Annotated in this window: 14 protein-coding genes and 1 tRNA gene; 3 read left to right on the top strand and 12 right to left on the bottom strand. The window is 70.1% G+C overall.

The window, feature by feature from the left end; genetic code table 11:
* Window positions 1-168: 168 nt before the first annotated feature.
* From ACFCVM_RS12670 to serS, 7 genes are all read right to left on the bottom strand, one after another.
* On the bottom strand, window positions 169-468 hold the full coding sequence (locus tag ACFCVM_RS12670; RefSeq protein ID WP_375836549.1) for a hypothetical protein: 300 nt from the start codon (window positions 466-468) through the stop codon (window positions 169-171).
* A 158-nt stretch (window positions 469-626) separates the two neighbouring features.
* Window positions 627-1,805 (bottom strand): hypothetical protein, encoded by a 1,179-nt coding sequence (locus ACFCVM_RS12665; protein ID WP_375836547.1) that lies wholly within the window; start codon window positions 1,803-1,805, stop codon window positions 627-629.
* Window positions 1,806-1,995: 190 nt separating this feature from the next.
* The gene (locus ACFCVM_RS12660; RefSeq protein WP_375836546.1) at window positions 1,996-3,279 is read right to left on the bottom strand and encodes an LCP family protein; all 1,284 of its coding nucleotides are present in this window, start codon (window positions 3,277-3,279) and stop codon (window positions 1,996-1,998) included.
* Between the two features lie 27 nt (window positions 3,280-3,306).
* Window positions 3,307-3,391: transfer RNA gene (locus ACFCVM_RS12655), tRNA-Ser, on the bottom strand.
* A gap of 146 nt (window positions 3,392-3,537) precedes the next feature.
* Window positions 3,538-4,785 (bottom strand): LCP family protein, encoded by a 1,248-nt coding sequence (locus tag ACFCVM_RS12650; RefSeq protein WP_375836545.1) that lies wholly within the window; start codon window positions 4,783-4,785, stop codon window positions 3,538-3,540.
* Between the two features lie 74 nt (window positions 4,786-4,859).
* Entirely contained in the window at window positions 4,860-5,675 is an 816-nt protein-coding gene (locus ACFCVM_RS12645; protein WP_375836544.1) for an HAD family hydrolase, read from the bottom strand.
* An 11-nt stretch (window positions 5,676-5,686) separates the two neighbouring features.
* Window positions 5,687-6,952: a serine--tRNA ligase gene (serS, locus tag ACFCVM_RS12640; RefSeq protein WP_375836542.1), complete on the bottom strand. Its 1,266-nt coding sequence runs from the start codon at window positions 6,950-6,952 to the stop codon at window positions 5,687-5,689.
* 108 nt (window positions 6,953-7,060) lie between these two features.
* Between serS and ACFCVM_RS12635 the strand changes: the two genes are divergently transcribed.
* Complete coding sequence (locus tag ACFCVM_RS12635) at window positions 7,061-8,068, top strand: diacylglycerol/lipid kinase family protein (RefSeq protein ID WP_375836541.1); 1,008 nt, start codon at window positions 7,061-7,063, stop codon at window positions 8,066-8,068.
* Here ACFCVM_RS12635 and ACFCVM_RS12630 read toward each other — a convergent pair.
* The 4 genes from ACFCVM_RS12630 to pheA are packed head-to-tail and all read right to left on the bottom strand — an operon-like array spanning window position 8,025 to window position 10,824.
* A complete protein-coding gene (locus ACFCVM_RS12630) occupies window positions 8,025-8,990 on the bottom strand; it encodes a hypothetical protein (protein ID WP_375836540.1) in 966 nt (321 codons plus the stop codon). The genes ACFCVM_RS12635 and ACFCVM_RS12630 overlap by 44 nt on opposite strands.
* Window positions 8,987-9,277, bottom strand: a complete 291-nt coding sequence (locus tag ACFCVM_RS12625) for a hypothetical protein (protein ID WP_375836539.1) — start codon at window positions 9,275-9,277, stop codon at window positions 8,987-8,989. The genes ACFCVM_RS12630 and ACFCVM_RS12625 overlap by 4 nt, the downstream gene beginning before the upstream one ends.
* Window positions 9,274-9,843, bottom strand: a complete 570-nt coding sequence (locus tag ACFCVM_RS12620) for a hypothetical protein (RefSeq protein ID WP_375836538.1) — start codon at window positions 9,841-9,843, stop codon at window positions 9,274-9,276. Before ACFCVM_RS12620 ends, ACFCVM_RS12625 begins: the two co-directional genes overlap by 4 nt.
* A gap of 27 nt (window positions 9,844-9,870) precedes the next feature.
* Window positions 9,871-10,824, bottom strand: a complete 954-nt coding sequence (pheA, locus tag ACFCVM_RS12615) for a prephenate dehydratase (RefSeq protein ID WP_375836537.1) — start codon at window positions 10,822-10,824, stop codon at window positions 9,871-9,873.
* Window positions 10,825-10,934: 110 nt separating this feature from the next.
* Here pheA and ACFCVM_RS12610 point away from each other — a divergent pair, with 110 nt between their 5' ends.
* The gene (locus tag ACFCVM_RS12610) at window positions 10,935-12,212 is read left to right on the top strand and encodes a DUF445 domain-containing protein (RefSeq protein WP_375836536.1); all 1,278 of its coding nucleotides are present in this window, start codon (window positions 10,935-10,937) and stop codon (window positions 12,210-12,212) included.
* A 27-nt stretch (window positions 12,213-12,239) separates the two neighbouring features.
* Window positions 12,240-13,865 carry a phosphoglucomutase (alpha-D-glucose-1,6-bisphosphate-dependent) gene (gene pgm, locus ACFCVM_RS12605; RefSeq protein WP_375836535.1) on the top strand — a complete coding sequence of 542 codons (1,626 nt, stop codon included), beginning with the start codon at window positions 12,240-12,242 and terminating at the stop codon, window positions 13,863-13,865.
* A 53-nt stretch (window positions 13,866-13,918) separates the two neighbouring features.
* On the opposite strand, the gene ACFCVM_RS12600 is transcribed toward pgm, so the two are convergent.
* On the bottom strand, window positions 13,919-15,073 hold the full coding sequence (locus ACFCVM_RS12600; RefSeq protein ID WP_375836534.1) for an amidase domain-containing protein: 1,155 nt from the start codon (window positions 15,071-15,073) through the stop codon (window positions 13,919-13,921).
* Between the last annotated feature and the right edge of the window lie 131 nt (window positions 15,074-15,204).

Raw genomic sequence — 15,204 nt, 5'->3', positions numbered from 1 at the left:
CGCGGCAGGCCTTCGGGTACCGACGTGTGCTCGCCTTCAATCACTGCCGACTCCTCGGGTCCGACTGCCTCCGGCACGATTCCCTGACCTCTCGATCATGACGAAAGCTCGCCTCCATCGTGACAGAACACGGGGCGGAGTGCACCCCGCCCCGTGTTCAGCACGACGTCAGAGCGGGAAGTCGAGTCCCAGGTCGCCGCCGTCGTCGACGACCTGGTCGTCGACCTCGTCGCCCCAGATGAGGGCGGTGTCGACATCCCAGTCGGATGCATCGACGTGCTCGATCTCATCGGTGAAGAGGTTCGCTGCGGTCGGGTCCGAGAGGGCTTCCGCGACATCGGCCCCCCAGTCCCCCGCATCGAACCCGTCGTGCTCGGCCTCCGGGTCGGTCGCCGGCTCGGGCGCCGGCTCCGACGAATCGCCGTACGGCAGGGGGCCCTGTCCGCTCGCGACCTCGTCATTCGACATCTCTGACACCTTCAGATCTGTGGGGGAACTTCGATCAGCATTGCAGATCACGTCGGCGTTGCACATCAGGAGAGCGATGACGGCGACCGAGGCCGTCAGCGACCGGATGGGGGTGTGCCCGGCCGCCCGAATGGGCGACCGGGCAGGAGTGCAACCTCTTACAGCGTGATGTCGTCGACCTGTACGGCGACGGCGTCGGGGCTGAGGATGTTGGCGTTGTCGACGTCCACATCCACGTCGGTCGAGTAGTCGTTGAACGAGTCGCTCACATCGACGTCGACGTCCCAGTTGTAGTCATCGTTGTACGAATCGATCGTGTTTCCGATCGAGACGTCGCCGACCGAGACGTCGAACGAGGAGTTGTCGATGTCGACATCGCCGCCCGCCGCGACTCCGTAGTCACCGGAGTTGACGACCGCCTCGTTGTTGAACGACTGCCACACGTTGCCGCCGTTGGCGTCGCCGCCGTTGGAGCCGGTGTCGCCGGCGCTGCCGCCGGTCCCGGATCCCCCGGCACCGCCCGTGCCGCTCGCGCCGTTGCCGCCGGTGGCGTCGCCGCCGGCTCCACCGTCGCCGCCGGCACCCAGGGCGGCATCGCCGCCGGCGCCTGCAGCGCCCGAAGTGGCCGACCCGCCGGAGCCGCCGCTGCCGGAAGCACCGGAGCCTCCGGTGCCTGCGCCGCCGTCTGCGCCGATCGCACCCGAATCCCCACCGCTGCCTGCTGCAGCGGCGATGTTCTGGTTGACCGACTGGTCGAGCACCGTCGAACGGTTGTCGATGTTGACGCTCGCGCCACCGCCGCTCGCGAGCGCGCTCGGGCCGCCGCCTTCGCCCTCGTCGCCCAGGCTTCCGACGATCGTGAGGTCGCCGAACCCGACGTTGTACTGCCGGACGCCCGCGTTGATCGAGTGGTCGTTCAGCGTCGTGTTGCCCGAGTCGTGGATCGAGTTGTCGTTGTACGAATCGTTGATCGAGTTGTCGGAGTTGTCCGAGTTGTCGGAGTTGTCGGAGTTGTCCGAGTTGTCCGAGTTGTCGTTGTACGAATCGTTGGTCGAGTTGTCGGAGTTGTCCGAGTTGTCGGAGTTGTCCGAGTTGTCGGAGTTGTCGGAGTTGTCCGAGTTGTCCGAGTTGTCCGAGTTGTCGTTGTGCGAGTTGAGGTCGTTGTCGTTCAGCGAGTCGACGGTGTTGTCGTTGAACGAGTCGAGGTTGTTGTCGTTCAGCGAGTCGACGGTGTTGTCGTTGTACGAGTCGACGTTGTTGTCGCTGATCGGCACCGCAACGTTCACGTTGAACGAGTCGCGGACTCGAGACCACACGTTGTTGTCATCGAAAGCCATGAGTGTGTTCCTTCGCTTCCCCGGACGCTCTCACGCCCTGTTGTCGGTTACGCGACCACGCTACGAGCGAGGTGCGATCGTCGGCATCGGGGGCTTTCCCGAGGGTTCGCGGGTCGACGTAGGGGGCCCGGGCAGCCGATCAGGGGGCCAGTGGGGGCAGCCCATGGGCTGGAAGGGATCGCGCGGAAGCCTATTGGTCGTCGAGCGTGCGGCCGGCGGAGCACCGGGTCTCCGCCGCCGTCTGGCCCGTGATGTCACTCGGCAGGGCCTCCACCGTCGGCGCGGGCGCTGCGGGATCCGCTGCAGGCGCCTCCCCCTCGACCGGGGCTTCGGCCACGGGGGCCTCGACCGCGGTCGGGTCACCCGCGGAGGCGAACGACGCCTCCTGCGCAGCGGGATCGAACGTCACGGGCAGGTCGTTCTGCAGGGCGAAGCGAATCGCTTCCGCCGATTCCGCCGGCACCTGCGCGCTGTCGGAGCTGTAGGTGGGGTACTGGATGAAGGCGATCTTGTTCAGATCGGTGTCTTTCAGCGCCTTCGCGATCGAGATCATGCGAGTCGGGTCCATGAGGCTGTCGGACAGCTGCATGTTCGCGAGCGCGGCCTTCGCGATGCCGTAGAGCTTGACCGGGTCGCCCAAAGTACCGTTCGACTGCAGCGTTCGAGCCAGTGATGACATGAAGACCTGCTGGTTCGAGATTCGCCCGAGGTCGCTGCCATCGCCGACGCCATGGCGCGTGCGCAGGAACTGCAGCGCCTGCAAGCCCGAGAGCTCGTGCATTCCTGCAGGCAGGTAGAGGTCGGTGTGCTCGTCCTCGATCGGCTCCGCGACGCAGACGGGGACGCCGCCGACGGCTTCGGAGAGACCGGCGACGCCCAGGAACTGCACGGTGCCGGCGAACGGGATGGTCACGCCGACCAGCTCCTCCACGGTCTTCACGACGCACGGCATGCCGCCGATCGAGAGCACCGAGTTGATCTTCACCCCGTACTGCTCCGACAGTGGATCACCGGCCGGGTCCGCGGGATCGACGCACTCCGGCACATCGACGAGCATGTCGCGGGGGAAGCTGATGACCGAGGCGTTCGTGTGGTCCTCGGAGATGTGCATGAGCATGGTGACGTCGTTGAGGACGGCGGTCTCCTCATCGGGATCGCCGAACCCTCCGCCCTGGCCTTCGCGGCTGTCGCTGCCGATGAGGAGGAGGTTCACCCCGCCTTCGATGGCACCGACATCGGGGACGCCCTCGAGCACGTCTTCGTTGCCGAGGGTGACGGTGGGCTTCGCGGTGTTCGCGAGGTCCCATGCCGCATACGCCGCGACGGACACACCGGAGACCAGGGCGACCGCGACGACCGAGGCCGTCACCTTCGCGAGGGTCCTCCAGACCGAGCGCCGCTTGAGGCGGCCGTGTCGGACGATCGGGGTCGACGACGCGGCGCGTCGCGCGCTGGAACGCAGTTCGTCTGTCACCGAGGTCCTTTCGACGTGTCGATCTCGCGGAGGGCGTGGGATTCGAACCCACGAGACATTTCTGCCCACTGGTTTTCAAGACCAGCTCCATCGGCCGCTCGGACAGCCCTCCATGCCCGCGCGACGCTCCCGGAGGTGTCGATCGTGCAGGCAGGCCCCGATTCTAGCCGAAGCATGTTTCAGCCAGACTCTCAGGCCCGCCTGAATGGATGCTGAGGCGAGCGGATGCCGCTGAGGGGCGCCCGCCGATCGCGGCCGTCAGCCCTCGTTGGCGGAGGTGCAGCGGATCTCTTCACCGGTCTGACCCGTCACGTCGTCGGGGAGGGCCTCGACCGGGACATCCGGCGCCGGCGGCTCCCCGGCAGCGGGCGGTGCCGCGGGGTCTGCTTCGGTGCCGAACTCGGAGTTCGCGTTCGCGTTCGGGTCGAGCTGCACCGGCAGGTCGGCCTGCAGCGCCGCGTTCACCAGCTGGGCGGAATCGGCGGGCTCGACGGCCGAACGATCATCGGTGTAGCCGGTCGGATACTGGATGAACGCGACCTTCGACAGGTCGATGTCCTGCAGCGCCCGAGCGATCGACATGAGCCGCGTGGGATTCTGCATCTCGCTCGTCAGCTGCATGTTCGAGGTCACGGCTTTCGCGATCGAGTACAGCTTCACCGGGTCGCTGAGCACGCCGTCGCGCTCGACCGTGCGCATGAGCGACGCGAGGAACGTCTGCTGGTTCGAGATGCGGCCGAGGTCGCTGCCGTCGCCGACACCGTGCCGGGAGCGCAGGAACGCCAGTGCGTCGTAGCCCGAGATCGTGTGCGTGCCGGCGTCGAGCTTGAGCTCGGCGTCGGGGTCGTCGATCGGCTCGGCGATGCAGACCTCGACACCTCCGACCGCGGTGGCGAGTGCCGCGACCCCGTCGAACTCGACGACGCCGCCCGCCTGCACGTCGACACCGGTGAGCTGCTCGACGGTCGCAGCGACGCACCCGAATCCCCCGTGCGAGAGCAACGTGTTGATCTTCACGCCCGACATCGCCGACAACGGCTCTCCGCCCGGATCCTGCGGATCGGGGCATTCCGGCACCGGCACGATCATGTCGCGCGGGAAGCTCACCACCTCGACGTGCGAATGATCCTGCGAGATGTGGAGCAGCATCGTCACGTCGTTGAGGTTGCCCGAGTCCTCTTCCGGGTCGCCGAACCGACCGCTCTCGGGCCGCCGGTCACTGCCGAGCAGCAGGAAGTTGAGACCGCCCTCCATCGCGCCGATGTCGGGAACATCCTCGAGATCCTCCTCGCCGGCGAGGTCGAGTGACGGCTTCTGAGTCACCGAACCGACCAGGTCGGCGACGGCGTACGCGGCGACGCCCAATGCGCTCACGGCCACGATGGCGACGACGGATGCCGCGAGCTTCAGGTACGTCGAAGCTGCACCCCGCCGCGGCAGCCGGCCGTGCCGAGGCACCGACGTCGGCTCCGCGTCATCACGCGGCTGTTCGCCCGTCTCGCTCATCGCACCCCTCCGACCCGGCCGATTCTATGCTCGCGACCTCGGAACACGCCGACACCGCCGCGAACCGCGGGTCGTCAGGGCAACGAGTGGAGCACCGCCGCGAGGCCGGCGTCGTCGACCGAACCGCCCACCTCGTTCGCCGCCTCGCGCACCTCGTCGGGTGCCTGACCCATCGCGACGGCGCGGCCGGCGGCGCCCGCCCACGCGAACATCTCGAGGTCGTTGCGCCCATCGCCTGCGGCCAGCACGCGATCGATCGGCAGGTCGAGCCAGCCGCGGACCCGTTCGAGCGCAGTCGCCTTGTTGACCCCGTCGGGGGCGATGTCGAGCCACGCGGTCCAGCCGATCGCGTAGCTCACGTGATGCAGCCCCATCTGGTCGACGATGCTGAAGAACTCGTCGAGCCCGTGCTCGAGGCTCGTGACGACGACGCGGGTGGCTCGATGGTCGAGCAGCTCTTCGAAGCGCACCTCGCGGGCGTTCTCGAGGTTCCACTCCATCATGCCCTCGGTGTAGAGGCGGTATCCGTCGGGCAGTTCGACCATGAACTTGCCGGACGGCAGGAACCCGCGGATGCGCTCGAGCACCTGCGTCGGGTCGAAGGTCTCGACGTGACGGCGGACGTATCCGTCGGGCGCGGAGTCGTCGCGCTGCATCGTGATGGCGCCGTTCGCGCACACGACGTACTCGGGGTTCAGCCCCAGCTGAGCGAGCACCGGCGCGGTCGTCGACCACGAGCGCCCGGTCGCGAGCGTGACCACGTGGCCGCGATCGCGCGCCGACGCGACGGCGTCGACGACGGCCGGGTCGATCGACCCGTCTTCGTGCATGATGGTGCCGTCGACGTCGAGCGCGACGAACCACTGCTCGTCGACGTCGAGCCCTGGCATCCGCTCGATGCTCATGCGATCGGCTCGAGCACCTCGAGGCCGCCGAGGTAGCCGCGAAGCGCCTCGGGCACGACGACCGAACCGTCGGCCTGCTGGTGCGTCTCGAGAATCGCGACGAGCCAGCGCGTCGTCGCGAGGGTTCCGTTGAGCGTCGCGACCGGCGCCGTCCTGCCGCTCTCGGTGCGGTGCCGGATGTCGAGGCGACGAGCCTGGAACGTCGTGCAGTTCGAGGTGGACGTGAGCTCGCGGTACGCGTTCTGCGTGGGCACCCACGCCTCGATGTCGTACTTGCGGGCTGCGCTCGACCCCAGGTCGCCGGCCGCCGTGTCGATCACGCGGTACGAGAGCCCGAGGTCTCGCAGCATGCCCTCCTGCCACCCGAGCAGGCGCTCGTGCTCGGCCTCGGCATCGGCCGGGTCGATGTAGGTGAACATCTCGAGCTTGTTGAACTGGTGCACCCTGATGATGCCCCGGGTGTCCTTGCCGTGGCTGCCGGCTTCGCTGCGGTAGCACGTCGACCAGCCCGCGTAGCGGATGGGGCCGTTCGAGACGTCGATGATCTCGTCGGCGTGGTAGCCGGCGAGCGCGACCTCGCTCGTGCCCGTGAGGTAGAGCTCCTGCTCGGGCAGGTAGTAGACCTCGTCGGAGTGGGCGCCGAGGAACCCCGTGCCCTGCATGATCTCGGGCCGCACGAGCGTCGGCGTGATGAGCGGGGTGAAGCCCGCCGCGATCGCCCGGTCGAGGCCCATGTTCATGAGCGCGAGTTCGAGGCGCGCGCCGATGCCCTTGAGGTAGTGGAAGCGCGCCCCCGAGACCTTCGCGCCGCGCTGCATGTCGATCGCGTCGAGCAGCTCGCCGATCTCGAGGTGATCGCGCGGCTCGAAGTCGAACGCCGGGATCTCGCCGACCTCGCGCAGCACGACGAAGTCGTCTTCGCCGCCGGCCGGCACCCCGTCGATGACGACGTTGCCGAGCCGCTGCACGGCGAGCGTGAACTCGGCTTCGGCGTCGCTCGCGGCCTGGTTGGCGACCTTCACCCGGGCGGCGAGCTCCTGCGCTTCGGCGACGAGCGCGGCCTTCGCGTCTTTCGGGGCCTGCGCGACCTGCTTGCCGAAGGCGTTCTGCTCGGCGCGGAGCGCCTCGAAGACCGTGATCGCGGTGCGCCGCGCGGCATCGGCCTCGACGGCCGCGTCGACGAGCGCCACGGACTCGCCACGGAGCTCTTGCGAGCGCTTGATGAGGTCGGGGTTCTCGCGAAGCAGCACGGGATCGATCACCCGAGCAAGTCTAGCCGCGGCATCCGACCGCCTGATCTGCGGTTCCGCCGATCACCCGGTCGCGGGCGACCGGGTGAATTCCCGGCGCGATGCAATACCGTTGGCTGCGTGACGGCAGACCAGCAGGGGGCGGCGGATGTCGCGGGCGCACGTCCGCGCGCGGCCGTGATCTTCAACCCCACGAAACAGGGGGTCGAGACCCTGCGCGCGGCGATCGCCGCGGCCGAGGAGCGACAGCACTTCGCGCCGTCGCTCTGGATCGAGACCGCGGCCGACGACCCCGGCAAGGGCATGGCGCGCGAAGCACTCGAGGCAGGCGTCGACCTTGTGATCGCTGCGGGCGGCGACGGCACCGTGCGCTCGGTCGCAGCCGCCCTGCGCGGCACCGGCGTGCCCCTCGGACTCGTGCCGATCGGCACGGGCAACCTCTTCGCCCGCAACCTCGAGATCCCCGTCAGCGACCAGGCCGACGCCGTGGTGCTCGCCTTCGCGGGCCTCGATCGCGCCGTCGACGTCATCGTGGCCGACATCACCCGGCCCGACGGCTCCGACGAGACCCACGTCTCGCTCGTGATGAGCGGCATCGGCATCGACGCCGCGATGATCTCGAACACGAACCCCGACCTGAAGAAGCGCGTCGGCTGGCTCGCCTACGTCGACGCGGGCCTGCGGGCACTGCCCGCATCGAAGCCGTATCGCGTCGTGCACCGGCTCGACGTCGGCCGGCATCACCGCTCGAAGGTCTCGAGCATCCTCATCGCGAACCTCGGCTACCTGCCCGGCAACATCGAGTTGATCCCCGACGCCGAGATCGACGACGGCAAGCTCGACGTCGTGGTGCTGGCGCCGCGCAACCTGTTCGGCTGGCTCCTCATCTGGCGCAAGGTCACGTGGGAGAACCGCGTGCTGCGGAAGTCCGCGCTCGGCCGGCAGTTCCTCGACCTCACGGGCGGCAACCGGCGCAGCGAGATCGTCTACCTGCGCGGCAGGGCAGTCGACCTCGAGATCGAGGGTGACGCCGAGGAGTTCGAGATCGACGGCGACGAGTTCGGGCTCGTGACCGCGGCGCGGTTCACGGTCGATCCGGCCGCGCTGATCGTGCGCGTGCCGCACTGACCCGGGCGGTTCGAGCTCGACCGCGTGCCATCGCCGCGGATGCCCCGAGCACGATGATCCCGAATGCCGACCACAGGACGGTCTCGATCGCCGGACCGACTACCGCCCCCGCGGTCTGGACCAGTGCCAACGTACTCAGTTGCTCGTCTCCCGGTGCCGCCGGACCGTAGTTGTAGATGTCGCGGTCGGTCGAGATGCTCGCCCACCAGATGAACACGAGCGTCCCCGCACCGATCAGGCCGAAGAGTGCCGAGACCGCGGGCACCCGGGGCAGCAGCCGGTGCACCGGGCGCGGCGACGTCGGATCCGCGGCATGCTCCTCCTCGATCGCCGCGCGGGCGCGCTGCGCCGACCGGACCTGTCGCACCCCGATCCACACCGTCAGACCGACGGTTCCGATCAGACCGAAGCGCACGAGGTTCGGGGCGATCATCCACGACATCTGGCGCAGCAGGTCGTTGGAGTTGATCCCGGTGTACGTGTTGGGGTCGGAATTGACCGCCCACGTCACCGCGAGGCCGACGACGAGGGAGATGCCCAGCATCGCCCAGGCCGCCGCGAACCACCGTCCCACCCTACGCGACTCCGGCTCGGGTTCCGCGCCCGCCTGCGTCTCGAACTCGGGTTCGTCGTGGTCGGAGTCGGCACCGACGCCGATCCCCACGGCGCCGGCGTCCTCACGCGCGGACGGTGACGTCGACGCGGCCGCCGGCCGGGACGTCGTGCCCTCGGTGACGGGTGGGCGCGGGTCCGCCGCCGAGCGATCGCCCGCATCGAGCGGATGCGCGACGGGGCCGGTGGGCGGTTCCGAACGGTGCTGGTCCGACGGCAGGGACTGCTCAGCGGCATCCGACCCGTCGTACCCCCGCTGATACCGCGGGTCGAATCGCGGGTCGAGCCCGCTCGTGGCGTCGTCGCTCATGTCGGCTCCTCGAGTCGGGAGGGAGCAGTGCGAGACCTGCTCGCCGACGCGATCACCAGGACGCCGAGGAGGGCCGCGACGCCGACGAACGTCGCGACCGTCGGGACGAAGCTCGCGAGGCGCAGGATGCGCGCCTGCCACTCCTGCTGCTCCGTCGGCTCGCCCATGGTCGTGATCCCCTGATCGGCGACGTTCAGCTGCACGCCCCATACGGTTCCGACGATGCACAGCACGAGCAGCGCAACCAGCGCGACGGCGGCGGGATTCGTCGCGAGCCGCCGGATCATGCCCGCGCCCCTGGCACCTCGGCCGGTCCGGCGCCTCGCGCGGGTCGTGACGACGACTGGGCACGGGCGCGCCGGATACCGCTCCATACGAGCATCCCGACGATGCCGAGGAGCCCGGCCTGGAGCAGCGGCGGCGCCACGCTCCACGAGAGCATCTGGATCACGCGATCCGACTCGGTCGAGGGGCCGAAGTAGTTCGCGCTCGAGATGCCCGTCCAGAGAAGTGCCGCCCCGATGATGACGGCCGCCGCCGACACCGCCCAGGCCGTGAGGAAGGGCAGGTCGGCCTTGGCCTCCGACGCGAGCTCCGCCTCGGAGACCCACCCCGCGAACAGCTCGGGGTCGTCGATGTCGGCTGCGCGCGCCACCGCCGCAGCAGCGGGAGCGGACACGGGGGCGCGATCGTTCGTCGGCGCGATCCGCGAGCGCATCGACTCCGGCGGCTCGGGAATCCGCAACGCCGCCGGCACGGGCGGCGACGCGGCATCCGCTGCACCTCCGGAGTACCCGCGCTGGTAGCGCGGATCGAACCGCGGGTCGATGCCGGTCGTCGCTCCGTCGCTCACGAGACTCCTCGGGTCAGGGCGTCCCGATCAGTCGGGCTCGCCGCTCAAGAGGCCCCGCAACCAGTCGCGCGCCTCGATGAAGATGCCGTCATCGTACTTCGAGTGATAGGCGACGGCCTGCTCGTCGGCGCGCGGATACGAGCCGAGGAAGATCACCTTGGGGCTCGTGCGGCGCAGGCCGAGCAACGCGTCGGCGACGCGCTCGTCGGCGATGTGCCCGTCGACGTCGACGACGAAGCGATAGCGGCCGAGGGCGTCGCCGATCGGCCGCGACTGGATGAGCGAGAGGTTCACGCCCCGCGTCGAGAACTGCTCGAGCATCGCGAGCAGCGCGCCCGGTTCGTCATCGGGCAGCTCGACGATGAGGCTCGTCTTGTCGGCGCCGGTCGGCTCTGGCAGTTCGCGCGAGCGGCTGACGAGCACGAAGCGCGTCACGGCGTTCGGGTTGTCGCCGATGTCGCGCGCGAGCACGTCGACGTCGAGGTGCTCGGTGATGCCGGGCGGCGCGACGGCCGCGTCGGCCTGGCTGCCTTCGAAAAGGGATGCCGCGGCAGCCACGTTGCTCGTCGCCGGAATGTGCCCGTGGTCGGGGAGTTCGCGCTCGAGCCAGCCGCGCGACTGCGCGTAGGCCACGGGGTGGGCGTTCACGACCCGCACGTCGGCGAGCGCCGTGCCGGGCCGGGCGACGAGCACGAAGTTCACCGGCACGAGGTACTCTCCGAGGATGCGGAGCCCCGGCACGGTCGCGAGCGCGTCCTGCGTGGCCGAGACGCCGCCGTCGATCGAGTTCTCGATCGCGATCATCGCCGCGGTCGAGCGGCCGCTCGTGACGTCGGCGAGCGCTTCGCCGACGTTGTTCACCGCGCGCCAGTGCTTTCCGGATGCCGCGGCGACCTGCTTGAGCGCCGCCTCGGTGAAGGTGCCCGCCGGCCCCAGGTAGGAGTACGTCTCCTCGGGCGATGTGGGCGCGGCATCCGTCATGCAGCCAGCCTATCCACCGGGCCGCGACCGGACGGGCTAGCGTCGACACCGTGCGACGCCGTGAGCGGGCGTGCGACCGCGTCGCGCATCGTGAGCATGAGGAGGAGCCGATGACCACGATCGAGGACCACCGGATCGTGCCGACCGACGTCGAGCGGCTCGCGGCGCTGCGTCGCATGAAGCGCGTCGCGACCGGGCTGCTCGTCGTGGCGGCCGTCGTCTTCGCGGTGTCGTTCGCGCTGCAGGACGAGGTGCCGTGGCTCGCCTACGTGCGAGCGGCCGCCGAGGGCGCCATGGTCGGCGCGATCGCCGACTGGTTCGCGGTGACGGCGCTGTTCCGCCACCCGCTCGGCATCCCCATTCCGCACACCGCGATCATCCCGCGGCGCAAGAACGAGATCGGCGCGACCCTCGGCGCGTTCGTCGAGCACGAGTTCCTCTCCGACGAGGTCGTGCTCGGCAAGCTCCGCTCGATCGGCATCGCCCGCCGGCTCGGGGGCTGGCTCGGGACGCCGGCCCATGCCGAGCGGCTCACCGCCGAGGCATCCGTCGCCGCACGCGGCGTGCTCACCCTGCTCGGCGACGACGACGTCGAGGACGTGATCGAGCGACTCGCCCGCCGCCATCTCTTCGAGCCCGAGTGGGGCCCGGCGATCGGCCGGGTCGGTGCCCGGCTCGTCGCCGCCGACCAGCAGCGCGCCGCCGTCGACGTCGTGCTCGAGAAGGCCGAGGCCTGGCTCGAGGCGCACCCCGAGGCGTTCGGCAGCATGGTCTCCGACCGGCTCCCCCGCTGGCTGCCCGGCTTCGTCGACCGGCTCGTCGACGACCGCGCCTCCCGGGAGGTGCTCGCGTTCGTCCGCGCCGTGCGCGCGGACCCGCGGCATCCGCTGCGCCTCGCGATCGACCGCTACCTCGCCGAGCTGGCCGACGCACTGCAGCACGACCAGGCGATGATCGCCCGCGTCGAGCACCTCAAGGCCGAGCTGCTCGAGAGTCCGCGCGTGCGCGAGTTCGCAGGCGAGGCGTGGGCCTCGGTGAAGGCCACCCTCGACGGCGCGCTCACCGACCCGTCGAGCGAGCTGCGGGCCGGGTTGACCTCCGCGGTCGTCGAGGTGGGCGCGCGACTCGTGGCCGACGACGGCCTCGCAGCGAAGGTCGACACCTGGGTGACGGATGCCGCCGCCTACGTCGTGCGCAACTACCGTCACGAGATCGCGGGGGTCATCACCGAGACCGTCGAGCGCTGGGATCCACGGGAGACCACCGAGAAGCTCGAGCTGCAGGTGGGGCGCGACCTGCAGTTCATCCGAATCAACGGAACAGTGGTGGGCGCGCTCGCCGGACTCGCCATCTACTCGATCGCGACCGCGGTGCACGCACTCGTCTGAGCCGCCGCGCGGTGCCAGACTGGTCGCATGCACGAGCGCGCAGGCACCCCGGCCATCGAATCCGACCTCATCGACGTCGAGGCCCTCGTCAGGGCCTATTACGAGCTGCATCCCGATGCCTCGGTTCCCGAGCAACGCGTGGCGTTCGGCACCTCCGGGCACCGCGGCTCCGCCTTCAACACGGCGTTCAACGAAGACCACATCCTCGCGATCACGCAGGCGATCGTCGAGTACCGCGCGTCGCAGGGCATCACCGGCCCCCTGTTCATCGGCGCCGACACGCACGCCCTGAGCGCCCCCGCGCAGACGACCGCGCTCGACGTGCTCGTGGCCAACCGGGTGCGCGTGCTCGCCGACGAGTTCGACGACTACGTGCCGACCCCGGCGCTCTCGCACGCGATCCTGAAGTGGAACAACGACCCGGAGCGGCGCGCCGAGGGCGAGGCCGACGGCATCGTCATCACTCCGTCGCACAACCCGCCGCAGGACGGCGGGTTCAAGTACAACCCGCCGCACGGCGGCCCGGCCGACTCCGACGCCACCTCGTGGATCGCGGCACGCGCCAACGAGCTCATCGCCGACGGCCTGAAGGACGTCAAGCAGGCCGAACCCAGCGGCGTCGAGACCTACGACTTCCGCGGCAACTACGTCGACGACCTCGCGAACATCATCGACTTCGACGCGATCCGCGAATCGGGCATCCGCATCGGCGCCGATCCGCTCGGCGGGGCGTCCGTGTCGTACTGGGGCGCGATCCGCGACCGCTACGAACTCGACCTGACCGTCGTGAACGAGCGCGTCGACCCGGCCTGGTCGTTCATGACGCTCGACTGGGACGGCAAGATCCGCATGGACCCGTCATCGCCGAGCGCGATGGCCTCGGTGCTCTCGCACGAGGGCTACGACATCCTCACCGGCAACGACGCCGACGCAGACCGGCACGGCATCGTCACGCCCGACGGCGGCCTCATGAACCCCAACCACTACCTCGCGGTCGCGATCGAGTACCTCTTCACGCACCGGCCCGAATGGCGAGCGGATGCCGCGATCGGCAAGACCCTCGTCTCGAGCTCGATGATCGACCGGGTCGCCGCGGCCCTCGGCCGGCGTCTCTGGGAGGTGCCGGTCGGCTTCAAGTGGTTCGTGCCCGGCCTCGTCGACGGCTCGGTCGGCTTCGGCGGCGAAGAGAGCGCGGGCGCCTCCTTCCTGCGCTTCGACGGCACGGTCTGGACCACCGACAAAGACGGCATCCTGCTGTGCCTGCTCGCCTCCGAGATCCGCGCCGTCACCGGCACGTCGCCCTCCGCGCTCTACGCGGAACTCGCCCGGCGCTTCGGCGATCCTGCCTACGAGCGCACGGATGCCGCGGCATCCGCTGCCCAGAAGGCGGCCCTCGGCAAGCTCGACGGCGACGCGATCTCGGCGACCGAGCTCGCCGGCCAGCCGATCACGGCGAAGCTCTCGCACGCACCGGGCAACGGCGCGGCGATCGGCGGCGTGAAGGTCGAGACGGCTGACGCGTGGTTCGCTGCCCGGCCGAGCGGCACCGAGGACGTCTACAAGATCTACGCCGAGTCGTTCGAGGGCGCCGAGCACCTGCGACTCGTGCAGGCCGAGGCGAAGGCGATCGTCGACGCGGCCCTCGGCGGCTGAACGCGCCCCTCGGGGGCCGAGCGCGGCGCCCGAGCGCTGCCGTCGGCGCCGGCCTACTTCAGCGAGAAGTAGGTGACGCTGCCGCCGCCGGAGGCGAGCGCTTCGTCGACGTTCCAGTAGTCGGCGTCCTTCGTGTGGCCGCCGACCCAGACGGCCGTGCCGTTCGCGGTGTGCTCGACGCGCGTGACGACGGCGGTGTGGTCGCGGTCGCCCGAACCGTCCCAGTCGAACTGGGCGATGTCGCCGACCTTCACGAGCCCGCGCTGCGAATCGTCGAGCGGGGTCGCGAGGTCGGGGCGGCCGTACAGCCAGTCGCGCATGGCGGTCGAACTCGACCAGCTCGGCGACATCGCGCCGGTCGCCTGGTCGTAGTACCAGCCGGCGTCCATGGCCCAGCCACGGGCGACGAGCGACTGGCTCGTGAAGTTCGCGCAGTCGACACCGCTCAAGACGGTGTACTGGGCGGTGTTGTAACTGCTCCAGTAGGTGAGCACGTAGCCGAGCTGCGCGTCGATCGCGGGGTTCGACGTGTACGTCAGCGTGAGCGACGTGGTCGGCGCGTGCACCGCGGCCTCGGCGATCTCGGTGAGCTGGGCGGCGAGGGAGGCGGGAGCCGCGGCTCCGGCGACCGTCGCGGTGCCGGGGGTGGCGACGGCGATCGGTGCACCCGCGGCATCCGTGAACGCCACGGCCACCTCGCCGAGCGCGGTGTCGGCGACGGCGGGAACCTGGAAGGTCAGCTGCTCAGCGGTCGCGGCGACGATGGGTGCCGCGACGCCGCCGACGGCGACCTGGGCGACCTGGTCGAGCTGTTCGCCGGCCACGGTGACCTGCGTGCCGCCGGTGAACGGCGCCGCGGCCGTCGAGAGGCCGCTCGTGACCGTCGGACGCTTCGCGATCGAGACCGGGGCGTTGATGACGTCGCCGGCGGACGCAGCGGTCGCGTCGGCGACCGAGCTCTCGCGGACGGCCGCGAGCCTCGTCTCGTCGTCGGCCGATGCCGCGGCGACGGCGCCGAACGCACTGACGCTCAGGATGGCGCTCGCGCAGCCCAGCGCCATGAACCGGCGCGGTGCACCGCTCGACGGGCGGCGGTTGCGCACGCGCTCGGCGCGGTGCCGCGCCCGGCGGTCGGCACGGCGTTCGAACTCGGCCGTCTCGGCCCGGGGCGTACCGGCGACGGTCGTCGCAGCCGTGTCGGCGGGCACGCTCGATTCCGGGGCGGACTCGAACCCGGGGTCGCCGGACGACGGGGCCCGATAGGTCGAGCGGCGTCGTGCGGGGGGTTCGGCGGGCGCGGAGGCAGACGAGAAGAAGGGAAAGGGCACAGGGGGATTCC

The organism is Agromyces sp. NPDC056389 (assembly GCF_042262385.1).
Taxonomy (GTDB): domain Bacteria; phylum Actinomycetota; class Actinomycetes; order Actinomycetales; family Microbacteriaceae; genus Agromyces.
Note: the sequence above shows the minus strand (reverse complement) of the source record. Positions and strands in the feature narration are given on the sequence as shown.